Below are 20239 nucleotides of genomic sequence, written 5' to 3'. Positions count from 1 at the left end.
GGCACCGCGCTTCACGGCGTGTCCCGGGAGGAGGCCACGTCCGTCGACGGCGGCGTGAGCGAACCGCGGGTCTCTGCGCCACCGGCGCGCAGCCGGCGGCGTGCGGAGTAGCCGGCCAGGCCGACGGCGAGGAGCAGTGTCGCACCGTTGAACAGCGGCACGGCCCAGAAGTCGGCGCCGAGTTGCCCGATGCCGGCCAGGCCGATGGCGAGGACGGCGACGGCGACCACGGTGCCCAGGCTGTTGGCGCGTCCGGGTTTGACGGCGGTGGAGCCGAGCAGCGCGCCGACGAACGCGGGCAACAGGTACTCCAGGCCGACGCTGGGGTTGCCGATCTGCTGCTGCGCGGCGAGCAGGACCCCCGCGAAACCGACGACCAGGCCCGATCCGGCGAAGGCGTAGACGCTGTAGCGGCGGGTGGGGATTCCGACGAGTTCGGCGGCGCGCGGGTTGGAGCCGATGACGTACAGGTACCGGCCGAGCGGCAGCCGCTCCTGCAGCAGCCACAGGACGGCCGCGAGCGCGAGCACGTAGGAGGCGGACACCGGCAGTCCGAGGAACGTGGAGTCGTAGAGGTCGGTGAAGGCGACCGGCAGACCGCCTGTGCCGGGGAGGACCCGGGCGCCGCCCGTGATCCAGCCGGTGAAGGCGTACAGGATGCTGCCGGTGCCGAGCGTGGCGATGAAGGAGTCGATCCGCCCGAACTCGACGATGACGCCGTTGAGGGCCCCGAAGGCCGCTCCGCCCAGGACCACGGCCAGGCAGGCGAGCGGCCAGGGCCAGCCGCCGTCGACGATGAGCCGCAGCACCGCGACGTGCGCGAGGCCGAGGCCGTAGCCGATGGACAGGTCGAATTTGCCGGTGGCGACGGGGATCGTCGCACCGAGTGCGAGGATGGCGGGGATCGACTGGTTGGACAGGATCGAGGAGACGTTGTCGAGGGTGGGGAAGGTGTTCGGCAGCGCGACGGAGAAGACCAGGAACAGCAGAGCGGCGAGGGCCGGCAGGCCGTAGCTGCCGATCAGGTGTCCGTGCCGGCGGCCGTGCGGGGATCGGCGGAAGGAGGGCACGGTCATCGGCCTGTCGCACGCCCGGTGCCGTCACCGTCGGTGACGGCAGGCATGGCCGAGGCGGCTGAGGTGAGTTCGCTGACGGTGAGAGCCGCACCGGTCAGCTCGGCGGTCACCGTCCCGCGGACGAACACCAGGGCACGGTGGCACACGGTGGCGACCTCCTCGAAGTCGGTGGAGACGAGCAGGACCGCGAGGCCGTCGGCAAGCGCCTGGTAGAGCAGGCGGTAGAGCTCGGCCTTGGCACCGACGTCGACGCCGGCGGTCGGCTCTTCGAGGATCAACAGCCGCCGGTGCACCCGGAGCCACCGGCCGACCATGATCTTCTGCTGGTTCCCGCCGGACAGTGTGGCGATCGGCGCCTCGCTGTCGCGGGGGTGCACCGCGAACCGCTCGATCAGGGCGGCGGCCTGGGCCCGCTCGCGCCGGGGGCTGATCCAGTGCACTGCCGACCGGCCGCCCGCCCGGGGGTTCGCCAGAAAGTTCTCACGGACCGTCAGCTCCTCGGCGCAGCCCTCCTCCAGACGGTTGCCGGTGACCAGGCCGACGCCGGAGTCGACGGCACCGGCCACCGTGTGCGGGGTGTACGGTCGGCCGTCGAGCAGGGCCCGCCCGCCGAGGATCGGACGGGATCCGGCGAGGGCGCGGCCCAGGTCGAGGTGGCCGGCGCCGGTGAGGCCCACCATGCCGAGGATCTCGCCGGCGCGCAGCCTGAGGCTGACCGGCCCGGCGTTCGTGGTCCGCACCGCGTCGAGGCTCAGCACCACCGGGCCCTCGACGGAGGCGACCGGGGCGGCCCGGTGGCCGACCGGTTCGCGGCCCACGATGTCGTGGACCAGGCGCCGGCGGCTTTGGCCGGCGAGCGGACCGGAGCTGATCAGACGGCCGTCGCGCAGGACGGCGAAGGTGTCGGCGACCCGGTAGACCTCGTCGAGCCGGTGGGTGACGTAGACGATGCCGTGCCCTCGGTCGCGCAGGGTGCGCAGGACGGCGAAGAGCCGGGCGCAGTCCGCGGCGGGGAGGCTGGCGGTCGGCTCGTCCAGGACGAGGAGCTCCGCCCGCGTCGCCAGCGCGCGGGCGATGGCGACCAGCGAGCGCTCGGCGGGGGCGAGGTCGGCGATTCGCGCGTCGGCGTCGAGGTGCCCGGCGATCAGGGCGAGGGCGTCGGCGCAGCGCTCCCGGGTCCGCCGCCAGGAGACCAGGCCGTGACGGCGCGGGTAGCCGGCGACCAGGGCGATGTTCTCGGCGACCGTCATCCACTCGACGAGACCGAGGTCCTGGTGGATGAAGGCCATGCGGCGGGCGGCGGCCTCGGTGCCGAGCGGGTGCCCGGCCACCGTCACCTCGCCCTGGTCCGCGTGGTGGATCCCGGCGAGCGTCCGGATGAGGGTGGACTTGCCGGCGCCGTTCGGACCGAGCAGGGCCAGGACGCTGCCGCGATGGATGTCGAGGTCGATCCCGGCCAGCGCGGGAGTGCCGCCGAACCGCTTGCCGAGACCGCGGATGCGAACGAGTGGGCCGCAGCGCGCGGGTGGGCCCGCCGGGGGGTCGGGGGTGTCGTGCATGGACCACCGTTCCTACCAGCTGAGCCCGGCCGCCGTGGTGGTGACACGCCACGGTGGCCGTTGACGTCCGGAGGGCTGGTCATTCGATCTCGGGAATGTCGGCGAACTGGTTCTCGAAGAAGTGGCTCTCGAAGAGGTCGGGGACGCCGTCGGACGCCTCCAGGGCGCATTCGGCCCAGATGACCTTGCCCCTGGCCGTGTAGCGGGTGCCCCAGGCCTGGGTGAGCTGGGCGACGAGGAACAGGCCGCGGCCGCCCTCGTCGGTGGTGGCCGCGTGGCGCAGGTGGGGGGCGGTGCTGCTGCCGTCGGAGACCTCGCAGATCAGGGCGCGGTCGTGGATCAGACGGATCCGGATGGGCTCGGTGCCGTACCGGATGGCGTTGGTGACCAGCTCGCTGAGCAGCAGTTCGGTGACGAAGGCGACCTCCTCCAGCCCCCAGTCGCTCAGGCGGCGGGCGGCGGCGGCGCGGATGTCGCCGACGCGGGCCGGGTCGGCGGGCAGGTCCCAGGTGGCGATCCGGCCGGGGTCGAGGGCGTGGGTGCGGGCGACGAGCAGCGTGACGTCGTCGGCCGGGTGCTCGGGTACCACGGCGTCCACGACCGTGCGACAGGTGTCCTCGGGTGAGCGGTTCGCTTGCGCCAGGGCGGTGCGCAGGCGGTCGAGGGCCGCGTCGGGGTCACGGCGGTGGTCTTCGAGGAGTCCGTCGGAGTAGAGGACCAGCTGGCTGCCTTCGGGCAGGTGCAGCTCGGCGGTTTCGAACGGCAGGCCGCCCAGGCCGAGCGGGGGCCCGGCGGGGAGGTCGGGGACGGTGACCGTGCCGTCCGGGTGGACCACCGCGGGTGGCGGGTGACCGGCGCGGGCCAGGGTGCAGCGCTGCGAGGTCGGGTCGTAGACGGCGTACAGGCAGGACGCGCCGATGATGCCGTCGTTGCCGGTGGCGGGCTCCACGCCGTCCTCGTCCCGGTCCAGGCGCCCCACGAGGTTGTCCAGGTGGGTGAGGAGCTCGTCGGGCGCGAGGTCCAGTTCGGCGAAGTTGTGCACGGCGGTGCGCAGGCGGCCCATGGTGGCGGCGGCGTGCAGTCCGCGGCCGACGACATCGCCGACGACCAGGGCGACCCGGGCGCCGGACAGGGGGATGACGTCGAACCAGTCCCCGCGCACCCCGGACTCGGCGGGCAGATAGCGGTGGGCGACCTCGATGGCGCTCTGCTCGGGCAGGCTGCGCGGGAGCAGGCTGTGCTGCAGGGCCAGGACCATGGCGTGTTCGCGGGTGTAGCGGCGGGCGTTGTCGATGCAGATGGCGGCGCGGGTGGCCAGCTCCTGGGCCAGCGAGCGGTCGTCGTCCCCGTAGGGGGCGGGGTTCCGGGCGCGGTAGAAGCCGGCGATGCCCAGCACGACGCCGCGGGCCAGCAGCGGGACGGTGATGAGGGAGTGGACGTGGTGCGCGAGGAGGCGCTCGGCCGCCCCGGGGTCCTGCGAGATCCAGCCGGTGGCCCTGCGCAGATCGGGTTCCAGCACCGCCTGCCCGCTGGCCAGGCAGCGGCGATGGGGCGTGGTGGGGCTGAGGTCGACCCGTTCGCCGACCGGGTAGAAGGGGCAGTCGGCGCGGATGCCGTGGACCACCGTGCGGTGCAGCTCGCTGCCGGGGTCGGTGGGCTCCTCACCCCGCAGGACGGTCTCGGGCAGGTCGATGGTGACGTAGTCGGCCAGCCGCGGGACGGCCATCTCGGCGAGTTCCCAGGCGGTGCGGGTCACGTTCAGGGTGGTGCCGATGCGGGTGCTGGCCTCGGACAGCAGCTCCAGGCGGCGGCGGGCCGCGACGGCGTACTGTCCCACGCCCGGCTCGCCCAGCAGCAGCAGCCTGGTGGCTGCGCCGCGCGCGGGGGCGGACAGCGCCTCGGCCCCGTGATCCGTCGCCGCCGCGGAGAGCGGTGGGACGGCGGTGGTCGTGGCGGGCTCCGGGAGGCCGACCGACGGACCGGCCTGGTCGGGGGTGACGAGCCGGGGCAGCGAGTCGCCGTACAGGACCGCCTCGATGACGAAGCCCTCCACCCCGGACGGGCTGACCACCGGACGGCTCAGCAGGGTGGCCCGCCGGCCCTGGGAGAGGGTTACCTCGACCGCGGTGCGACGGGCCGAGGAGATCAGCTCGGTGGCCGTCTGTTCGAGCAGTGTCTGGTCGTGCCGGTCCAGCCCGCTTCGGGGCAGCTCGTCCAGACCGGCCAGGCGCCCTTCCCCGGCCGCCTGGCCGGTCTCGGCGCGGCGCCTGGAGTCGAGGTACGCGCGCAGCAGGGTGCGCTCTCGCGCCGAGCTCTGCGCCAGCAGGCGCCGCTCGATGGCGGTGGCGGCCTTGCGGATCAGGTCCTCCATCTGCGGGTCCGCGTAGGCGGGCGGATAGGCGAAGCAGAGGACACCCTCGATCCGTCCGCTGAGGGGGTCGCGGACGGGAATCGCCGTGCAGGCGTTCGACTGGCCGCGCTCGGCGAAGTGCTCGGCGCCGGAGACCTGGATGAGCCGCCGTTCCGTGAGCGCCAGCCCGATGCCGTTGGTCCCGCCGTACTGCTCGGCGAACACGAAGCCCGGGACGCTCTGGATCGCGGGCAGCTGCCTGACCATGGACGCTTCGCCGAAACGGCGCTCCAGCACCGCCCCGTCCGCGTCGGCCAGGGCCACGTTCATCCGGCTGCCGGCGAACCTGGATGCCAGCCGGTCCAGCACGGGCCTGGCCGCGCGGACCAGCCGGCCGTCCAGGTCGATGTCCGGGCGGTACGGGAGCTCGGACCCGTCCGGGGAGATCCCCATCGACTGGCAGCGCTGCCAGGAGTCCAGGATCAGATTCCGCACGCCGCCCTCGACCGGTTCACCGAGCATGAACCGCTCGCGGGCCCGTACGGGGCCGATCCCCGCCTCATCCGAAGCCGTCATGACCGCCACAGCGCTCGCATTTCCGCAGACCTGCACCCTTCGATGCAATATTAGGACTTTGCCCGTTTTGCGGTGTTTGCTACCGGATCGCGCACACTCCCCGAGCACGGTGGCGGTATTGCGGCCATCACCGCATCATCGGCAGAGCGGGGGACGGGTTGAGGAGTGCCATGACCAGTGCCAACGGGCCGGCGATGACCCGCGACGAGTTCGACGCGCTTTTCCGGCAGCTGCGCCGCGACCGTCTCCCCGGGCCGGTCGAAGGGAGGCGACGGGTGGCAGCCGCCGGCCTCGTACGCACGGGTGAGGTCGTCGCCATGGGGCGGCCGTGGGACAGCGTGCCGGGGCCCGACAACCGCAGGCCGGCACTGCACCAGATGACCGAACTGGCGGACGTCACCGCCCCCGAGCCGACCGTGCACCGGGACTTCATCGCCTCCGACTACCACGGCAAGGCACAGACGCACCTGGACGCGCTCTGCCACATCGCGTACGGCGGACTGCTCTTCGCGGGAGTGCGGGCGCGGGAGGTGTTCTCCTCGCAGGGTGCCGCCTACGGCGCGGTGACCGACCTGCTGCCCGGGCTGGTGGGACGAGGAGTCCTGCTGGACGTGCCGCGCCTGCGTGGCCGTGCCTGGCTGGAGCCGGGAGAGCCGATCGGCGGCCCGGAGTTGCTGGTCTGCGCCGAGGAACAGGGCAGCCCGCTCCGCCCCCAGGACATCCTCCTGGTCCGCACGGGCCACCTCGCCCGACGGCGGCGGCTGGGCGCGTGGGATCCTGACGACCTCAGCGCGGGACTGCATCCCGGCGCGATGCGCGTGCCGAGCGAGTCGCAGGCCTCGGCACTGGGCAGCGACGGCGACAGCGATGCGCGCCCGAGCCCCGTCGACGGCGTCCACTCGCCGGTCCACGTGCTGGCCATCACCGCCCTGGGCCTGCCGCTGATCGACAACCTGGACCTGGAACCACTGGCCGAGGCGTGCGCGCGCACCTCACGATGGGAGTTCCTCTTCGTCGCCGCGCCCCTGAACATCCCCCGCGGCACCGGCTCCCCGGTCAATCCGCTCGCGGTCTTCTGAACGCTCGCGGTCGTCTCGGCGGGGCCGGGGCCGGCCGTGCTCCGCTCCGGGCGGCGCTGTCACCACTCGTCGCGGTAGTCGGTCACCAGAAAGCTGCCCACGGCGCCGTCGCCACCGAACACGCCCCAGCGGCCGGTGCGGGTCACGACGCCATTGGTGGCTCCGTATGGCCCCACGGTGGCGACCGGAGCGCCGTTGTCACAGGAGAAGCCGCGGAAGACGTGGACGACCTTCCGGCTGTCGTTGAAAATACTGAAGCTGCTGGAGCCCAGTCCGCTGGCCGCGGCGATGCATCCATCGGTGGAGGCGGAGTACGTGCGTTCGTTGAAGTAGATCCTTCCCTCTTCTTCCTCATGGCCGTGGCCGCGTCCGCCGTCACGGCGGTCGTGGTCCTCGTGCTTCTCCCCGCCTTCGCTGCCGCCGCCCTCGACAGCCTCGGCCGGGGCGGCTTGCTCGACGGGCTGGGCCGCCGGCTGGACGGCCGGGGGCGCCGGGGCGGCTTGCTGGACGGGCTGGGCCGCCCGCTGGACAGACGGGGGCGCCGAGGTGGATCCGGTGGTCAGGGTGTAGGTGATACCGGTGGTTGTGAGGGCCGCCGCGCCTACTCCCGCAGCGGCCACAACCCATGTGCGCGTGCGCATGTCACTGTCTCTCTGTCTCTCTGCCTCACGGACGTCGGCCGGGTGACCGACCTGCGATGAACGTAGCGACGGCCCCTATGACTGTCATGTCGGACATGTCCGAGGTGTGACACCATGAGTCCAGCCAGGTGAAAATGCGGCACGTACCGCATGCCGGTGAAATTCCCGCACCTCAAAGCGACCCGGAGCGGCTACGGCTGGTAAGTCGGTCACCACGCACCGGTCGACACGTCTGCGCTCGCCGCCGCCCAGGAGCACAGTGGGGACATGGAAGTCCGAGCACGCGCGGCCCGCCACCAGCAGCGCGGGCAACGGAGCTGGGCGCTGCTGCTGATTCCGCTTGCCCTCATCTCGGTGATCACCGTGGTCGATCTCCACTCCCCCACCACCATCCACCTCGGCCCGCTCCTGGTGATCGCCCCTGCCCTCACCCCCTCGTTCGCCGGCCTCCGCCCGACCGCCCTCGTCGGAGCCCTGGCCATCGCCGCTCAGGTCCTCATCGCCTTCCTCCACGGCGGCTTCACCACCAGCAACCACATCGCGCAGGTCGTCGCGCTGACCGTCCTGTGCATCCTGATCGTCATCTTCACCGCCGTCCGCGAACACCGGGCCGGACAGCTCGCCCGCGCCCAGTCGGTCGCCGAAGCCGCCCAGCGTGCCCTGCTGCGCCCGCTGCCCGAACAGATCGGGCCGCTCCGGATCGCCACGATGTACCTCGCCGCCGAAAAGGAGACACAGATCGGCGGCGACCTCTACACCGCCACCCGCACTGCGGGCGGAACCCGCATGGTCATCGGAGACGTCCGGGGCAAGGGCCTGGCCGCCATCGGCGAGTCGGCCCTGCTGGTCGGCGCCTTCCGTCTCATGGCCGCACAGCACGACACCCTGGCGGACCTGGCATCCACGCTCGACCACAACGTGGGGCGCTACCTCACCGACTTCGCCCAGGAGAGCGGCGACATCGTCGAGCACTTCATCACCGCGATTCTCGTCGACCTGCCCGACGACGAGCCCGTCGCCCACATGACCAACTGCGGACACCCGCCGCCCCTCCTGCTGCGCGACGGCCGCGCACTGCCCGTCGACTCCGTACCGGCCGCTCCACCCCTCGGCGTGAACGACCTCGGCGACGGCAAGTACCCGAGCGACAACTTCCCGTTCGGAAGAGGCGACACCTTGCTGCTGTACACCGACGGGGTCACCGAGGCACGCGACGACACCGGCGAGTTCTACCCACTCGCCGATCGCGCCGCCCACTGGACCAAGTGCTCCCCCGAGACACTCGTCAACCACATCCGCCGCGACCTCCTCGCTCACGTCGGCCACCGCCTCGACGACGACGCCGCCGTCATCGCCATCCGGCGTGCCGAACCCACCGCCGCCCACCTCGCCGGGCCCGATCGAAACCCGCCCCCTCCGCGAGGGTGATCCAACGCCGAGTCGCACGGCCGCCGAACAGCGGCCGGTGAGGGCGCCTGCCTACCGCCAGCGGATGCCCAGGTCCTTCAACCCGTTCTGGAAGTTGGAGACCAGTCGCTTCGGTGGCGTGCCCGAAGCGAGCTCCAGGCCGGGCAGGTCGGCGACGATCCGGCGGATCAAGGCCGACATCTGGATCCTCGCGAGCCGCGCTCCCACGCAGAAGTGCGGTCCGAACCCGAAGCTGACGTGGTCGTTCGGCGTGCGGGTGATGTCCAGGCGGTCCGGGTCAGGGAAGACCGATTCATCCCGGTTGGCGGAGGCGTGATAGACGACCACCTTGTCTCCACGGCGGATCGGTCTCCCGGCCAACACCACGTCCCGAGTGGCGGTGCGCCGGAACTCCAGCACCGGCGGCCAGAACCGAAGCAACTCCTCCACCGCCGAAGGGAGCAGATCGGGCCGTCGGGACAACCGGTCGTACTGGTCGGTGTGGGTGAGCAGGGAATACAGGGCGCCGGGCAGGCCGTTACGCAGCGTCTCGTTCCCGGCGACGGCCGGAAAAACACGCAAACATGTCCCCCCAACCCCAGACGGGGAGGTTCGAGGAGGGCCGTTTGCCGTGCAGGAAGTCGATCTCTATCTCCGCAAGTCCAAGGTCGTCCGCACCGCCGATCCGCGCGACCTGTTGTCGGTCGAAGCGCAGGAATCCACTGGCCGTGCCTGGGCGGCCCGCGAGGGCCTGCAGGTGCGGAAGGTCTGGGTGGACAACCTGTCCGCCTGGTCGGACGTCGTCCGTCCGGAGTTCGACAACGCACTCGCCGCCGTCATGAACGGCGAGGTGCCCTGCCTGTGGAACTTCGCCATGGACCGTTTCACCCGCAAGGGGATTGACGAGATCGGACCGGTCCTGGGCAAGGCCCGAGTCATCTTCGACTACGAGGGCCTGGACAGCTCAATCGAACGCGACCGCCGGTGGATCATCGACCGCGCCGAACAGGCCCGCGAGTTCTCCCAGCGACTGAGCTACAACGTCAAGAGCACGAAGGCCCGCCAGCGTGAGACGGGCCGGTGGTCCGGCCGCGCACCGTACGGCCTCGTGGCCGGCAAGGACCGCAAGCTGCGGCACGGCGAGATGTGGCCAATCGTCGAGCGAATCATCACCGACCTGGCCGGCGGCACCACTCGCGGCGAAACGGAGTGCGTCCCGGCCCGCTCACTTGCCCGCGCACTCACCCACGAAGGCATCGCATCTCCGGGGGGCGGCCCGTGGCGTCCCGGCGCGGTCATAGCCATCGCGCGCAACCCGGTCTACCTCGGCTGGATGCCGGTCCCCGGTGACAGCAACCGCTATCAGCCCCGCGAATACCGAAACGCCGCCGGAGAACGTGTCCGTGTGATAGCAGACGAGTGCGCCCCGCTCCCCGAGGAACTGGTGATGCGGGCCCGCGCCGCGCTCGCCGGACACGGCACAGGCGGACCCCGCATTGGGCGGGCACATCACACGCTCACCGGGCTGTCCGGCTGCACGGGCTGCCTGGGCCCAATGCAGGTCGGTGGGCAGTACTACCGCTGCTCACGTTACGCAGCCGGACTCTTCTGCCCCTCCCCCGCTCTCGTCTCGATCACGGCTCTGGAGGGCTACATCTTCGAGAGTTGGGGGGAGATGCTCGGCAACGCACGCCCGGACGACCCGCTGGTGCTTGCGGTCGCACAGCGCTGGGGCGCCCTGACCAACCCACAGGACGCCGCCGCTTCCGCTGCCGCACGCGAGCAGATCGCCATGGCCGAGGCCGCCGTGCGCCAACTCGCGGACGACCGCGCTGCCGGCCTGTACGCAGGCGAGATGGGCAAGCACTTCCCGCGCCTCGTCCACGAAGCCGAAGCCCGGCTCGAGGCGGCCCGTGATCGCCTCAACGGCCTGTCCGCCACCCACGTCGACGTCGGCTTCCTCATCGGCGAGCCCGAGAACGCGACCCGCTTCATCCTCGACGCCGATCCCGAGACCCGGCGGGAACTGCTGCCCCTCGCCATCGACAAGATCTGGGTGTCGAAAGGCCGACAGGGCTACCGCTTCGACGGCGAGAAGCGTGTTCGCATCGAGTGGGCTGTGCCCATACCGGTAGCAGCCTGAGCCCGAATCCACCGGGCTGTGACTGACGTGGGGACGGGATGACGCAGAGAGGTGTCTGCTGAGCTGGGAAGATGGGAGTTCTCTACGCTTCCGTCCGGCCCAACCAGCAAGGCACCTCGTAAGTGAAATCCTCCCATAGCTCCGCCGCGCTCACCGCCGCGTTCGACGACCCGAACCTGATCGCGGACGCGGGGCTTGTCCCGCTGGTCCGGCTGGCCGAGCGCGTCGGGCTTCCCAGCCTGGCCGGCGAGCGACTACGGATCGCTGGCGCGGGCAACAGCGGCGGCGCCAACCCGGCTGCGAAAGTGATGACGCTGGTCGCGGCGATGTGCGCCGGGGCTGACTCGATCGACGACACCGGCTGGCTGCGGCACGGCGCAATGAGCCGACTGTTCGGCGGGGTGCGCGCGCCCTCCACACTGGGCACCTTCCTGCGCGCCTTCGCCCACGGGCGCAACCGGCAACTCCCTGCAGTGCACCGGAACTTCCTTGCCCGGCTGGCCGCCACCACCCCGCTGCTGCCCGACGTCGACCAAGTCGCGTTCGTGGACGTCGACCCCACCCACCGCCGCGTCTACGGACGCGCCAAGCAGGGCGCCGAGGTCGGCCGGTTCAAGGGCGTACGCACGCTGCACCCGATCCTCGCCACGCTCAGCACGCCGACGGCCCGCCCGGTGATCGCGGCGGTCCGCCTGCGGCGGGGCAAGGCCGCCGACGCCCGCTGCGCCGGGCCCTTCACGGCCGAGGCCCTGGCCACCGCCCGCCAGGCCGGGGCGGGCGGGACCGTGATCGTCCGCGCGGACAGCCAGTTCTACAACGCCGATGTCGTGGCCGTCTGCCGCCGCGCAAGGGCGCACTTCTCGCTGACCGTGCGGATGAACCCCCACATCGCCGCCACGATCAGCTCGATCGGCGAGGACCCCTGGACACCGATCCGCTACCCCGAGGCCTTCGTGGACCCGGACATCGGCGAGCCGGTCTCCGACGCCGAGGTGGAGTACACCGCGTTCACCGGACGCAGGAAGGCCGAGCAAGCAACCGGCCGCCTGATCGTGCGCCGGGTCCGCCGCCTGAACGCCGAAGTCATGGCTGGGCAGGGAGAGTTGTTCACCGCCTGGCGCTACCACCCCGTGTTCACCGACAGTCCCTTCACCACGCTCCAGGCCGAGCTCCACCACCGCCAGCACGCGACCGTCGAGCAGGTCATCGCGGACGCCAAGGGCTCGGCGCCGGCCCACCTGCCCTCCGGGAACTTTCAGGCGAATAACGCGTGGCTGACTCTGTGGGCCATCGCTCACAACCTGCTGCGGGCCGCCGGAGCCCTCGCCGGGACCTTCCACGCGAGGGCCACCACCGCGACCCTGCGCGACCACTTGATCCACGTTCCAGCCCGCATCGCTCGCTCGGCCCGGCGTCTGACACTGCACCTGCCCAACCGCTGGCCCTGGCAGCACGCGTTCACCGACCTCTTCGACGCCGCCCACCCGCCACCGGCCTGATCAACAACCCGACCACCAGCCCGACAAGGCCCGACCGGAGCAGACGTGGAAGAGCTGGGCAGACCAGCGGGCCTCCCATGCCCACCCCCAGTCACCCCGGCCAAACCCCGGATCTGATCACTCTCGAATCAGGTCGGTGGATTCGGGCTGAGTCAGCGTCCACCCGCGGACGCACTGCTCGGCACCCCTTTGGACCCGAAGACCTACGACTACCCGGACCGGTGCACAGAAGGGAAATTTCGCGCTCCCGATCATGATCCGGACATCACTCCGAGTGAAGCGCGCAGGCTAGAAACGTACTGGCCTCACCGGAGTAGATCCGGTGAGACCAGTACGACTTACTGCTCAGCCGTCGTCAGCCCTGTGGGGAACGTGACGTCGGGTACTTGGCTTAGAGATCAACCAAGTTCAGCGCCTTTGCCAGTGCGGCTTGGGCGTCGCGCCGAGGTTTACCGATCAGGAGGGGGATCCCCAAGGGTCATCCTCTACACCTTCATCGGCAATTTCAAAGCGCTTCCATTCAACGCAAGTCGGAATACTTCCTCCGGAGTGCAGGAACTCCTTGACCGCCTCTCGAACGAGATCGAGTGGAATCTCCGAATTATCTGGAAACTCAGTCCAGTGCTCGGCGACATGGTATGCGACGCCACTGCGAGAGCCAGGGGCGCCCACTGAAGCGATGTGTCCGACCTCGGGTGCCGTTAGAGCTAGCGCACCCACATTGAAATCTCTACTGACTCCGACGTATAGCTCGTGATCCGGAAATCCTGCCGACATTCGAGATCGAGCCCTTGACAGGATATGTACTGCATCATGGAGTGCCGGCCCCGTCAACAGGGCATCAATGAGGCAATCTACGTCACCCGACGTGGAGAGCAGAACGGGGTTCTGCATGTCAGTGCGACGATAGCGCGCTTCTAGTCGATTATCGGTCGCCATCGCACGTATCCCTTCTTAGCCAAAATCAGCCAGTCCTTGGTATACATGGCTGTTCCACACGCCCGAGCCGTCAACAAAGTGAACCGTTAGCGTTTGCCCCTTGTTGAGGATGTATGGTAGCACCATATCGCACCCCAGTGGCTCATCGCACGGCCCTTGTGCGTGATTGATTACCAGGTCTGCGCTTGTAATGCGCGTACTTCCATCTGGATTGAGCATGCTAGCAGCAAACTTTTGCTCGACATCACTCGCGCGTGCAGCAGGTGAACGGAATCCCCACTGGCCCAACCGGCTATTGGCTCGATCGATCAGATTCCTGTAGGTACCCTTGCCGCTCGTCATGATGCTGCTCGTATTGCCGTGACTATCCATGGCAATGCCCGAAGTCTGCCCGCCGTCAACCCTCTCCGGAAGTTTGCTATGGAGAGCTCGGAGTTCACAGTTGCTGTTGTGCACCAATACCGGCGCATTTCCTGCCAGCACATAGTACGTGTGGAGGTCCTCGACGGTGAGGTTGTACATGACCTGCTGGCCGGCTGCCTCGCGGACGGACACGACGTTCGCGTCCTGTCCACTTTCCGTCTTGAGACTGTGTCCCGACTGCAGGCTGCCCGCGGGAGTCCACTTCTGAGTGGTGGCGTCCCAGAAGGAGTGCCCAAAAGTTGTGTGGATTACCTCTTCGCTGTCGCCTGATTGAACAATGACATCGACAAGGTCGTCATCGTCATGTTTCCAGGTGGCCGTGACGGCGTGACCGCTGGTTTCTCCGGTTTGTGGATCTCCTGCTTCGACTTGATCGCCTGGCTTGATTTCGGCGATTTCTCGGGTGCTTCCGTCGGCCATGAGAACCGGTGTCGTAGCAGCAAAGCTGCATGGGCCAGACTTCGGCCGGATCTTCGACACAAGTTTGCTGACGATATTCTTCACTGCGCCAGGGCGTTTGGCTATTGCCTCCCCGCCGTGTATTGCGGCAGAGCCGGCCAAACCGCCTGGAGTGGGTAGGGGCAGGAACGGGCCGAATGTCTTGGCGAACCACCGACCCAACTGGTACCACTTGCTGTGCGGTCCGTCCAGGGGACCGCCTATTTCCGAGACAATAGTGGTGAGATTGAGTGGGGAGTTGGGATTTTCCCGCTGATAGCGGAAATTATCCGCCATTTTGTCGTCGCCGAGGAGGCGAGCAGTGCCCTCGGCCAGCTCGTTGTAGGTCTGGACAGTTTCGTGCCAGGCTCCGCTTGCTACGTCCTTGACCTTATTGACTATGTTGTCGCAGGTCTTGCAGTTGAAGCCGAGGAACAGCCCGCTTGGGTCGCTGGCGTTGATGGGGTCGTTGTTGCTGTATGCGTAGCCGTTCCACTGCTGGGGATTGGCCGGGTCCAGGATGGGATCGGGGCTGATGAACCGTCCATGGACGGGGTCGTATTGACGGGCGCCGAGGTTGGTGAGGCCAGTGGTGTCGTCCTTGCTGCCGCCGACGAAGCCCTTGGTGCCGGCCCACTGGTTCGTGGAAGGTTGGGTGCCGCGAGGATTGCCGAATGGGTCGGTGGGGCGTCGGGTGACGGTCATGGCGGCGTCGGTGCCGATCTGGACGCCGTTGGTGCCGTGCGGATCGGCGGCCTGGATGACGACGTTGCCGCCGCCGATGGTGGAGGTGACCCGGGTTTAGGTGAGCCCGCCTCCTGCGGCAATGGACCGGACGTTGCTTAGTGTTCCGGTGGCGGTGTCGAGGGTGAGCTCGTCGGTGGGCAGGTTGAGGGTGGTCTTGCCGGGGTTTCGGCGGATGAGCTGGTTTCCGTCCGCGTCGTACAGATAGCTCGTGGTTCCCTCAGCTCCTGTCGAGCTGAGGGAGGCCACTCTGCCTTCACCGTTCCATGCGAGCGTCGTGGTTCCGCTGGTGTCGGTGATGGCAGTGGTGTTTCCCGCGGCGTCGTACTGGTAGCCGGTGGTCTTGGTGCCTGCGGGCCCGGTGGTGGTGGATGTGAGCAGGGCGTGGGGCCCGCCCGTTCCGCCGCCGGTGTTGGGGGCGGTGGTTGGGCTGTTGGTGCTCTTGGAGGCTCCGAAGGCCTGGGTGGTGGTGGTGTCCTTGAGACTGTTTCCGGTGATGTCGTGCTGGACGAGGCCGGTGCGGTTGCCGCTCGCGTCGTAGCTGTAGGTGTTCCAGTAGGGCGCCGGACCGCCGACCGTGCGGCCGCCGGGACTGACGGACGCCGGGCCGTTCGCGTTGTTGCATCCGCCGATGCCGGGCACGGTGGCGGAGGCGCCGGTGCCGTGGACGGCTCCGGAGGAGTCGGTCCAGTCGATCGTGGTGGTGCTGCCGCCGGTGTCGGTCCAGGCGCCGGTCAGCCGGCCCAGGTGGTCATAGGTGAAGCACTGAGTGTCGGTTGCCGAGGCGTCCTGGATGTCCGTGACCGAGGTGATCCGGCCGGACGGGGTGTAGGTGTAGCTGATCTGGTCGACCGGGATCGTGCTGGCCTGTCGGTCGATGATGGAGTTGATGACCCGTCCGGTGGCCCAGTCGTACTGCCGGGTGGAGACGACCTGCGTGCCGTAGTCGCCGGCCGTCGTGCGGATCGGTCGTGCGAGTGCGTCGTAGTCAACCTGTCGGACGATGGTCTGGTCGAGGCTGGCTGCCGAGAACAGCAGACCAGTCGCCGTATTCAAGTAGGTGATCGACTCGGCGGGGAGCCCGCCGGCCGCAGGAATGCTCGTCTGTGTCAGGGCGCCGAGCACTTGGCTGTAAGTATTGGTGGTGGTGTAGGTGCCGGCAAGCTCCTTCTCCACGGACGGGATGGTGATGGAGGTGCCGAGCGGCCGGTAGGCGGTGTCGTAACCGGTCACAGCCGTGGTGTAGGCCACGGGACCCTTGCCGCCAACGTAGCGAGTGGACGACGTGAGCTGGCCCTTGACGAGCGTGTCGTACGTCCATGCTGCAGTCTGGTTCGCGGAGGCCACACTGCCATTGAAGGTGCCGGTCTTTCGGCCGAGCAGATCGTAGGTATAGGCGAGGGTGGTGCCCTTGGCGTCGGTGGTGTGGTCGATACGCGAGTTGACGTCGTAGAACGTCTGGGTCACGCCGGTATCCGGGTCGGACGCAGATACCTGTCGTCCACGCAGGTCGTAGGTGTAGGTCCAGGTGTTGCCGCTGCTGTCCGTACGGCTGGCCGGCTGGCCTGCTGGTGTGTAGGTGTACGCCGTGATGTCCGCGTCGGCGTTGTTGCCCGTTGGGGTCGGCGTGCGGTATTGCAACAGGGCGGTGGTGCGTCCCCTGGCGTCAGTCACAACCGAGCTTGGCATTCCGCCGCTGGGAGGGGTGGTGTCGGTCCGGTCGGCGCCCGGATATGCGGTGGTGGTGGCCCACTGGAGGTTGCCGTTGAAACGGAACTCCGCGCGAACCACACGCCCGCTGCCGTCGTAGGTGTTCCAGGTCTGCCCCGGTACCTGGCCGTCGGCTGTGGGGATGAAGACCGATTCGGTGGGGAAGGAGCTCCTCTCGTAGTACGGGGCAGAGGTTTTGATCACCCAGCCGTGTGTGTCATAGACCGTGTCGGTGATCAGGCGCCCGTTAGAGCGTGCGTCGCTGGTGCGCTGGGTCTGCCGGTGGCGACCCAGGCCGTCGTAGATTTCGATGCTTGCCGAGTGCGTGCTTGAGCCATCGTTGAGCGACTCGGTCTTGACGGTGGACGGTCCTGCCGTGCCTTTGAGCGCGTAGGCGAACTTGCGGCTCGGCAGTTGCGAGGTGGGGCGGTCGGGCGCCCAGACGGCGGTGAGCCGGCCGAGCGCGTCGTACTGCCCGGTGATGACGCGGCCGTTGACGTCGGTACTGGTCAACGCCGATTCGCGGGCCGGGTCCAGCGTGGTTGTAACAGTCCAGTCGGCCCCCATAGGGCCGGTGGTCTGTATCTGAGTCGGGAGAGCACCGGAGGTCGGAGTGAGAACGGTCTTGGTCTCCGCGGGGGTGACCGACGGTCCGCTCAGCTGCACGCCGGAGCTGTTGTAGGTGGAGCCGTCGGTGGTCGCCGTCGTCAGGTTCCGCCCGTAGGCGTCGAAGGTTGCGCTGCCGGCGTGGGTGTAAACGGCGTTTCCGGACTGGTCGAAGCGGTCGAGGACCTGGCCGCCGGTCTGGTTGCCTGTCGTGCCGGCCTGTCCGAAGGGCCTGCCGTCGTAAAACGTTCGGCCGCCGGACAGGGTATTGGCGGATGTGGCCTTGCCTGCGCAGGGCCCCTGGAAGGCGGTCACCTCCGAGACGAGCGTCAGCAGCTGCGGGTTGTCGCTGGCCGCGTAACCGGTGATGGTGCAGGTCTCCGGGGTGGCGGCGGTGCCGTCGCCCTTGTCGTCGACCTTGACCACGCGGTTTCCGTTGGCCGGTTCCGTGGTTGCGACCGAGGTGGTTGTACGCCACGTACCGTCGGCGAGCCGGGCTTTGGTGATCTTGGTGGTTTCGGAGTCCGGACGCCAGGCGAAGATCTGCGGCGCGCCCGCACTCTGGGCGTGGGTGGCAGACTTCTGCTGTCCGTTGTAGGTGGCGCCGGATATCGCTGTGACCGTGCCGCCGGCCTGGTCGAAGGTTTCGGCGGCGACGACGCGGCCGGCGAGCTGGGCGCTGTCGGTGACGTTGCCGCCGAGCGGGCTGGGGACTTGGACGCTGCGCTGGGTCTTACCGTCAGCGAGGTAGTCGCCGTCCATGCCGCGCAGGTAGGTGACCTTCTGCTGCGTCTTGGGAGCCTCGCCCGGGTTGGCGTTGCCGGTGGTGGTAGTCACCGACTGGTAGCCGCGGAACAGGTCCCAGGTGCGGGTCTTGGGGTCGGTGAACTCGGCGTCGTTGCGGTGCCATGCCGCCCCGCCGTTGTAGGTGTACTCGGTAGTTTTGGCGATGGCGGGAGTGCTGACGAGGTCCTGTTCGACGACGGTCCTGACGAGCGGCTTGTCGAACCAGTCGTTGACCGGGTCCTTGGAGGACTGGCCGGGCCGGTACCACTTGACGGGTATGCAGGACATCGTATTGCCGTCCTCGGAGGCCGGCATGCGGTTGTTGACCCGGGAGCATTCGGGATCGGTGTAGACGACGTCGATGCGCCCGCCCATTTCGGTGGTGATGCCCTGGATACGTGGGCGCATGAACATCTTCTCGGCCGGGTCGAGGCCGTCGACGCGGTTGGCCCGCATCTTGTACTGGAAGCTCACCGGCGGCAGGTTCTTCATCTCCGCCTGGCCGTTGCTTGGCACGCGCTGGACGGAGTCGAGCTGCAGGAGCCGCTTGGTGCCGTCGCCCGGGTCGGCAAGCTGCTGGTTGAGGTTCCAGGTGTCGACGATGCGGGGCGCGCTGTTGACCGTGATCTGGGTGTTGATTGTGGTCAGGCGCTTGGTGGTGAAGAACGTCGGCGCGATGTTGGCGCAGGTGTTGTCGGTGCAGATCTGGTCGACCGGTGTGTCCGGCCACGCGTTGGGGTTGCCGGCGCGCTTGCCCTCGGAGCAGTCGTTCGAGGCGTCGGGTATGCAGCGTTCGGCGACAGTGAAAAGGACCTTGGCCGCCGGGGCGGCGCCGCCCTTGGCTGCCTTCTGCTCGTCCAGGCGCTGACCGTAGGCGATCTCCTTGAGGTAACCGGCCCGCTGGTAGTCGGTGAGGGTGCCGTTGCCACCGGCCTGGACGGAGCCGCGCTTGTACTTGTTGCCCTCGGTGGCGTACTTGAAGGTGGTCAGGTTGCCGTGCGGGTCGACCACGTAGTCGAGCTGCCAGCGCCAGGCCATCTGGCACCACGAGCTGTTTCCGCTGGCTGAGTTGTAGCAGGGGTCGCCGCTCTTGGGCGAGTACACCGGTACGGTCAGGACGGAGTTCGCAGCCGGATCGCTGCCGTCGCCGCCGGGCAGGTGGTTGAGGCCGAAGTAGTACTGGACACCGTCAGGCGTGGTGATCCGCCAGTACTCCATGCCCTGGTAGTCGATGTCGCCTGCGGCCTTCGGCGCCCCGGTGAGCTGCTCGACCTTGGTCCCGTCGTCGCTCTCCAGGTGCCAGCTTTTGAGGTCGTCGTCGCGGACGATAGCGCCGGAGTGGCCAGCGAGGGAGAGCGTCGCGTTCTGCCCGCCCCAGCACAGGTCGCCGGAGCCGGTGATGCCCGCCTTGTCACAGACCTTGTAGGAGCGTTCGATGAAGCCGGGCTCGTAGCCCCAGCCATCACCAATCCACGAGGGCTGCGCGTTGGTTGCGGACGTCTTGCCGTCCACATCAGCGGAGTTGTAGCTCAGCGCCACAGTTGGTGCCGTGCCACCGAGCGTGGGAGGCGCCTGGATCGGGTAGCTGTAGGTGAAGTTGCCAGTGCCGGTACCGGCGGTCCAAGCCGACGACGGCGAAAGGGATGTCGCGGTGTAGTTGCCCATGGCACCGGACGGTGAAGGTGCCGCGGCAAGGACCAGCGAGCCACCGCTGCCACCGGAGCTGTCTGCCACGGTGTGGACGGACGTATCGGTTGTAGTGAACGAGGCCTGCACGGTGCCGTCCTGCCCGCGCGGCCGGGTTGTCGGGGGCAGGGTGATGTCGGCGGTGATCTCGCCGTGCCCGTCAGCCTTCGCCGCAATCGGTGTCTGCGTGCGGCACTCAGGCTGGTCCGGCGTGGTCAGCGCACAGGACGGCAGGGCGACGAGAGAGGCCCGGTCGGACCAACTGGCCGCCTGCAGCGCCTTCAGGTCCAGGGTGACGCGTGCCGCACGCCCTTCGTTGGCGGCGGGTGCCTCGGCGTCGGACAGGGCGATGAGCGGGCCGGTGACACCGGCGGCTTTGCCCCTTTCCTGCGCGGTCACCTGGACGGTGACCGTGTGTGCGCTCTCTCCCTTGCCGGTGCCGGGAGCGACCCAGTGCGCGCAGGTGCAGGCCGGACTTGCGCAGTTCGTTGCCATGGTGGCGAAGTGCGTGGGCGTGCAGCGCCGGATCGCCTACCCGCCGTGCGACGCTGAGTCCCTTGCCGGTCCAGCGGGCCGC

At 68.9% G+C, this 20239-nt stretch carries 12 protein-coding genes; 4 read left to right on the top strand and 8 right to left on the bottom strand.

All coding sequences use genetic code 11. The features are described 5' to 3' along the window. Positions 1–11 precede the first annotated feature (11 nt). The 3 genes from KS423_RS08865 to KS423_RS08855 form a co-directional block, all read right to left on the bottom strand. A complete protein-coding gene (locus KS423_RS08865; protein ID WP_224276912.1) occupies positions 12–1076 on the bottom strand; it encodes an ABC transporter permease in 1065 nt (354 codons plus the stop codon). Then, positions 1073–2635, bottom strand: a complete 1563-nt coding sequence (locus KS423_RS08860) for a sugar ABC transporter ATP-binding protein (protein ID WP_224276910.1) — start codon at positions 2633–2635, stop codon at positions 1073–1075. Before KS423_RS08860 ends, KS423_RS08865 begins: the two co-directional genes overlap by 4 nt. Before the next feature lie 79 nt (positions 2636–2714). Beyond that, entirely contained in the window at positions 2715–5561 is a 2847-nt protein-coding gene (locus KS423_RS08855; RefSeq protein WP_224276908.1) for a SpoIIE family protein phosphatase, read from the bottom strand. Positions 5562–5731: 170 nt separating this feature from the next. Between KS423_RS08855 and KS423_RS08850 the strand changes: the two genes are divergently transcribed. Next, complete coding sequence (locus tag KS423_RS08850; protein WP_224276906.1) at positions 5732–6640, top strand: cyclase family protein; 909 nt, start codon at positions 5732–5734, stop codon at positions 6638–6640. Between the two features lie 59 nt (positions 6641–6699). On the opposite strand, the gene KS423_RS08845 is transcribed toward KS423_RS08850, so the two are convergent. Beyond that, complete coding sequence (locus KS423_RS08845) at positions 6700–7281, bottom strand: hypothetical protein (protein ID WP_224276905.1); 582 nt, start codon at positions 7279–7281, stop codon at positions 6700–6702. A 267-nt stretch (positions 7282–7548) separates the two neighbouring features. On the opposite strand from KS423_RS08845, the gene KS423_RS08840 reads away from it, so the two are divergent. Next, entirely contained in the window at positions 7549–8709 is a 1161-nt protein-coding gene (locus KS423_RS08840; protein WP_224276903.1) for a PP2C family protein-serine/threonine phosphatase, read from the top strand. A 51-nt stretch (positions 8710–8760) separates the two neighbouring features. On the opposite strand, the gene KS423_RS08835 is transcribed toward KS423_RS08840, so the two are convergent. Then, positions 8761–9270 (bottom strand): cytochrome P450, encoded by a 510-nt coding sequence (locus KS423_RS08835; protein ID WP_224276901.1) that lies wholly within the window; start codon positions 9268–9270, stop codon positions 8761–8763. A gap of 49 nt (positions 9271–9319) precedes the next feature. Between KS423_RS08835 and KS423_RS08830 the strand changes: the two genes are divergently transcribed. Then, on the top strand, positions 9320–10831 hold the full coding sequence (locus tag KS423_RS08830; protein WP_224276899.1) for a recombinase family protein: 1512 nt from the start codon (positions 9320–9322) through the stop codon (positions 10829–10831). 122 nt (positions 10832–10953) lie between these two features. Continuing rightward, the gene (locus tag KS423_RS08825; RefSeq protein ID WP_224276897.1) at positions 10954–12330 is read left to right on the top strand and encodes an IS1380 family transposase; all 1377 of its coding nucleotides are present in this window, start codon (positions 10954–10956) and stop codon (positions 12328–12330) included. 456 nt (positions 12331–12786) lie between these two features. On the opposite strand, the gene KS423_RS48435 is transcribed toward KS423_RS08825, so the two are convergent. The 3 genes from KS423_RS48435 to KS423_RS47945 all read right to left on the bottom strand — a co-directional run bounded on the left by KS423_RS48435 (position 12787) and on the right by KS423_RS47945 (position 20061). Beyond that, entirely contained in the window at positions 12787–13224 is a 438-nt protein-coding gene (locus KS423_RS48435; RefSeq protein WP_224276927.1) for an Imm1 family immunity protein, read from the bottom strand. A 60-nt stretch (positions 13225–13284) separates the two neighbouring features. Then, positions 13285–14835, bottom strand: a complete 1551-nt coding sequence (locus KS423_RS08815; protein ID WP_224276895.1) for a polymorphic toxin-type HINT domain-containing protein — start codon at positions 14833–14835, stop codon at positions 13285–13287. Between the two features lie 96 nt (positions 14836–14931). Further along, positions 14932–20061 carry a hypothetical protein gene (locus tag KS423_RS47945; protein WP_308020158.1) on the bottom strand — a complete coding sequence of 1710 codons (5130 nt, stop codon included), beginning with the start codon at positions 20059–20061 and terminating at the stop codon, positions 14932–14934. Between the last annotated feature and the right edge of the window lie 178 nt (positions 20062–20239).

The sequence above is a fragment of the Streptomyces sp. LS1784 genome, assembly GCF_020103755.1.
GTDB lineage: Bacteria > Actinomycetota > Actinomycetes > Streptomycetales > Streptomycetaceae > Kitasatospora.
Note: the sequence above shows the minus strand (reverse complement) of the source record. Positions and strands in the feature narration are given on the sequence as shown.

Excerpts from the sequence above, each read along its gene's own strand:
- KS423_RS08845 (WP_224276905.1), bottom strand. The coding sequence starts at position 7,281 with ATGCGCACGCGCACATGGGTTGTGGCCGCTGCGGGAGTAGGCGCGGCG.
- KS423_RS08855 (WP_224276908.1), bottom strand. The coding sequence starts at position 5,561 with ATGACGGCTTCGGATGAGGCGGGGATCGGCCCCGTACGGGCCCGCGAG.
- KS423_RS08840 (WP_224276903.1), top strand. The coding sequence starts at position 7,549 with ATGGAAGTCCGAGCACGCGCGGCCCGCCACCAGCAGCGCGGGCAACGG.
- KS423_RS08815 (WP_224276895.1), bottom strand. The coding sequence starts at position 14,835 with ATGACCGTCACCCGACGCCCCACCGACCCATTCGGCAATCCTCGCGGC.
- KS423_RS48435 (WP_224276927.1), bottom strand. The coding sequence starts at position 13,224 with ATGCAGAACCCCGTTCTGCTCTCCACGTCGGGTGACGTAGATTGCCTC.
- KS423_RS08860 (WP_224276910.1), bottom strand. The coding sequence starts at position 2,635 with ATGCACGACACCCCCGACCCCCCGGCGGGCCCACCCGCGCGCTGCGGC.
- KS423_RS08865 (WP_224276912.1), bottom strand. The coding sequence starts at position 1,076 with ATGACCGTGCCCTCCTTCCGCCGATCCCCGCACGGCCGCCGGCACGGA.
- KS423_RS08850 (WP_224276906.1), top strand. The coding sequence starts at position 5,732 with ATGACCAGTGCCAACGGGCCGGCGATGACCCGCGACGAGTTCGACGCG.